Origin of the sequence: Pseudomonas sp. BP01 (genome assembly GCF_022760795.1) — a bacterium.
In the GTDB taxonomy this organism is placed as follows: domain Bacteria; phylum Pseudomonadota; class Gammaproteobacteria; order Pseudomonadales; family Pseudomonadaceae; genus Aquipseudomonas; species Aquipseudomonas putida_Q.
Genome location: NZ_JAFBKA010000060.1, coordinates 1 through 3,676, shown reverse-complemented (window position 1 = coordinate 3,676; position 3,676 = coordinate 1). Strand labels below are relative to the sequence as shown.

Sequence of the window (3,676 nt, the reverse complement as noted above, 5' to 3'; positions counted from 1 at the left end):
ATCCGCGGTTTACCAACACCATGATCAGTGTGTCGGTGTGGGTCGAGGGTACAGCGGCGGACGTGCATGGACGGTTGTTTGAGGAAGCCAACATGAAGGTAACTCAGGCAAGCAGCTTGGCGCAGCGGGCGTTGGTGGATATCTCGGTGGCGGCGGGGACGCTCGAGTCGAATGCGCGAAAGGTGTTGCAGGGCGTGCGTATTACTTCGCAGCAGGCGGCGCAGTTGGTGCGAACCGGGTTTCGCGGCTTGCGGGGTGTGGCGGGAAGCTGGGAAGTACTGCTGGCGATTGGAGGGCTGTACTTGCAATCCGACAGCCTGGCCAGAAATCAGGAAAAAGCGGAAGCGGAGATTGGGCCGAAGGCGCATGAGGCCAAGTTGGCGTTGCAGGGTTCGCAATTGGGGTTGCTAGGGGGGCAAATTGAGCTGGTTGGGCTCGTGCTGAGGTCGAGTGCTGGCCATATGGATCTGTCGGGGGCTAGGGGGGCGCCGGGAGTCTCGCTAATAAAGTTAGGTGCCATGCTAAGTGCAGTGGCTGGCGTTTTTGACACGGCACAGGCATTTGCTGCGTCAAAACGCGCTTCGGCACAAGGGGACGACAAAGCGGGTACGCTATATTCCAGCGCAGGGATTGTATATGGTTTTTCAACTGGGTTATTTGCTTACGCAGCGCTCAAGATGTTTCTATTAGGTCCTTTGGGGCTAGCTATAGCGCTGGCACTCACTGCCTACGCACTTAGCAAGTGGGCTGGGTCAAATGAATCTTCGGCTTTGGAACGGTGGGCTCGTCGTAGCTGTTTTGGAAAAGGTAATGAAAAGCCGGCCGTGCATTGGCCCGTTCCCGAGTATGCAGACATTGCGTTTGCGGAGCTTAATGCTGCCACGCTGGGCGTTCATGTGGGTGTGAATTTTGAATCTAAGCGCTTAAACGATCCGGCAGCTTCCAAAATAGGAGGAATGGTGAGCTTGGAGCTAGAACATAAACTCAAGTTTGAAATTATACTTCCTGTTTTCAGTGCTGAACGCTCGGCTTTTCGCTGGACCCTAGTGGCGCATCGTCATGGTGATGGGAATTTCCCCGATTTTATTGGTGGTGAAACCCTCCTTGTCGATGAGTATCAAGCCTTCCCGGTCGACGCTCTCAATAAGGCCGAAATATTTCCTGATTTTTCAAAGCCAAAAACTCCTGACTATAGAACTGATTTTTCAGTCAATAAAAAGCGACAGTCCTCGGCCTCAGAGCATTTGGATAGGTCTTGGCTGGAAATCACAGGTGATGTAGGGCTTATGGCGACTATTGGATCGCATACGATTCGTGCAGCGACGCTTCTAGTAATGTACTGGCCTGATAGAACACTACCGGAAGCCTATGTTGAAATCTGCGTCAAAGAGGTAAACGAATGAAAGCTGGGTCCAGGGTTCTTTGGAGGCGGGCCCTATGCTGGAGCTATGATCTCCCCGAGGTAAATTCGCAGACGGTCCCGCGCTTTAGTTGTGCGGATATAGATCCATCGCCAAATTATTTAGATGAGGTGTGCCTGGAGCTTCCTCGATCTACTGTCAGTGTGCGGGGCATTGCAAGTCTCCTTGGGGTTCCAGGCATAGTGTTGTCTTTTTGGGTGCTTGGATCTCTGTATTGGGATATGTCTCAAATCAATTGGTCCCGTGACTGGTATGTTGCTTTTGTAATGGTGCTGGCGCCCCTGATTGGTATGTGGGCTGTTGCGGCCTTTGTAAAAATCGACTTGATGCTCCCAAGGGATGAACCAATCCGTTTCAACCGCCTGCGTCGGAAAATCTATCTCTATCAATTCAGATTCCATTACATCTACCTATTCAGCCGAAAACACTGGGGTGTTAAACCTGTCGCCTACAACTGGGACGATGTAACCGCCGAGGTCTACCGGGTCTATGCCCCCGGCCACGGCGGCCTGATAGAAAACGTGATGCTGTCGGTCCGCAACCCTGAAACCAACGAAGTCATCGACCGCGTTTTCTTTACCCATGATCTTTACCACGGCGAGTCCTACTGGGCCATCGCCCGGCTGTTCATGCAGCAAGGCCCCGAAGCTTTGCCAAAGTTCGTGCACCCACCCCGCGACTGGAACGACGACGATGGCCTGAGCCACATGCATTGCCTGGCGCCAAAGGTTGAATGGCCAGCGGACATTGACCGCGAATCCCGTACTGCACCATTTGAAGGAGAAGCCCTGTGAACCCGGTTGTACTTGTAGGCCACCAACACAACTGCCCGCTGCATAGGGTTGACCAGGTAGAGAGCGGCAGTGCTGCCTATACATTCAATGGCAGGCCGGTTGCCAGGGTGAGGGACCGGACAACCTGTGGCGCGGCCAGATACAGCGCTGCCGGATGCTTATATTGAGATTTGCGTCAAGGAGCTTAACGAGTGAAAGCCAAGCCTAGAGCTCTTTGGGACAGGGCTTTGTTTTGGAGCTATGATCTGCCTGATGTGAGTTCGCAGTCAGCTCCGCGTTTTGGTGTTGAGGGTGTTAAGCCAGCGCCGAATTATCTTGATGATGTGTGCCTAGAGCTTCCGAGGTCGAGTGTCAGTTTGCGTGGTGTTGCTGCTCTGGTAGGAGGGGCAACTTTAGTCATTTCATTTGGAATGGCCATATATCTATATTCGCTAATGTTGAATGTTAATTGGTCGCGTGACTGGTTTGTTTGCCTCGTCATGGTTTTATTGCCGCCGATCGCCATGTGGGCAATTGCATCCCATGTAAAGATGGACCTGATGCTCCCAAGGGACGAACCCATTCGTTTCAATCGCCTGCGTCGGAAAATCTATCTCTACCAATTTAGATTCAACTACATCTATCTTTTCAGCCGCAAACACTGGGGCGTCAAACCTGTCGCCTACAACTGGGACGACTTAACCGCCGAGGTCTACCGCGTCTATGCCCCCGGCCACGGCGGCCTGATAGAAAACGTCATGCTGTCGGTCCGCAACCCTGAAACCAACGAAGTCATCGACCGCGTTTTCTTTACCCATCATCTTTACCACGGCGAAGCCTACTGGGCCATTGCCCGGCTGTTCATGCAACAAGGTCCCGAGGCGCTGCCAAAATTCGTGCACCCACCCCGCGACTGGAACGACGACGATGGCCTGAGCCACATGCATTGCCTGGCGCCAAAGGTTGAATGGCCAGCGGACATTGACCGCGAATCCCGTACTGCACCGTCTGAAGGAGAAGCCCAATGAACCCGGTTGTGCTTGTAGGCCACCAACACAACTGCCCGCTGCATGGGGTTAATTAGGTAGAGAGCGGCAGTGCTGCCTATACATTCAATGGCAAGCCGGTTGCCAGGGTGGGGGATCGAACAACCTGTGGCGCGGTGATAGAGAGTGGGGCTAAGCATTTCCTGATCGAAGGGGCGGCGGTGGCGTGCAAAGGCGACCGGACGGATCATGGTGGTGTGCTTGAGGAGGGCGATGCTGGGTGGCTGCTGTGAGACGGGCTGTAGAACAGGTATTGAAGTGGATGGCACCGGCTACGCCGGTGTTCGCGGCTGAAGCCGCTCCCACAGAATGGACTGCCCCCGAAAAGTTGGACAGCTTCAGCTAGCAGCCTCAGCAGCATGGGCCCTGTATTTCACAGGGCTCATGCCATTGAGCTTTAGCTTGATACGGTCATGGTTGTAGTAGTGGATGTACT

The 3,676-nt window shown here is 53.8% G+C and carries 3 protein-coding genes and 3 pseudogenes; 5 read left to right on the top strand and 1 reads right to left on the bottom strand.

Annotation, left to right across the window (positions count from 1 at the left end; all coding sequences use genetic code 11):
- The 5 genes and pseudogenes from JOY50_RS28430 to JOY50_RS28410 form a co-directional block, all read left to right on the top strand.
- Positions 1 to 1,403 (top strand): annotated as a pseudogene (locus tag JOY50_RS28430) (hypothetical protein); the annotation flags it as partial.
- A 239-nt stretch (positions 1,404 to 1,642) separates the two neighbouring features.
- Positions 1,643 to 2,215, top strand: a complete 573-nt coding sequence (locus JOY50_RS28425) for a DUF6708 domain-containing protein (protein ID WP_405046020.1) — start codon at positions 1,643 to 1,645, stop codon at positions 2,213 to 2,215.
- Positions 2,212 to 2,370 (top strand): annotated as a pseudogene (locus tag JOY50_RS28420) (PAAR domain-containing protein); the annotation flags it as partial. The gene JOY50_RS28425 and the pseudogene JOY50_RS28420, both read left to right, overlap by 4 nt.
- Before the next feature lie 36 nt (positions 2,371 to 2,406).
- Positions 2,407 to 3,222 carry a DUF6708 domain-containing protein gene (locus tag JOY50_RS28415; RefSeq protein ID WP_243056159.1) on the top strand — a complete coding sequence of 272 codons (816 nt, stop codon included), beginning with the start codon at positions 2,407 to 2,409 and terminating at the stop codon, positions 3,220 to 3,222.
- Positions 3,219 to 3,473: pseudogene (locus JOY50_RS28410) on the top strand (PAAR domain-containing protein). Before JOY50_RS28415 ends, JOY50_RS28410 begins: the two are co-directional and overlap by 4 nt.
- A gap of 105 nt (positions 3,474 to 3,578) precedes the next feature.
- Here the strand turns inward: JOY50_RS28410 and JOY50_RS28405 are convergent.
- The coding region (locus tag JOY50_RS28405) for an IS3 family transposase (RefSeq protein WP_243056161.1) at positions 3,579 to 3,676 on the bottom strand (98 nt) is incomplete at its 5' end.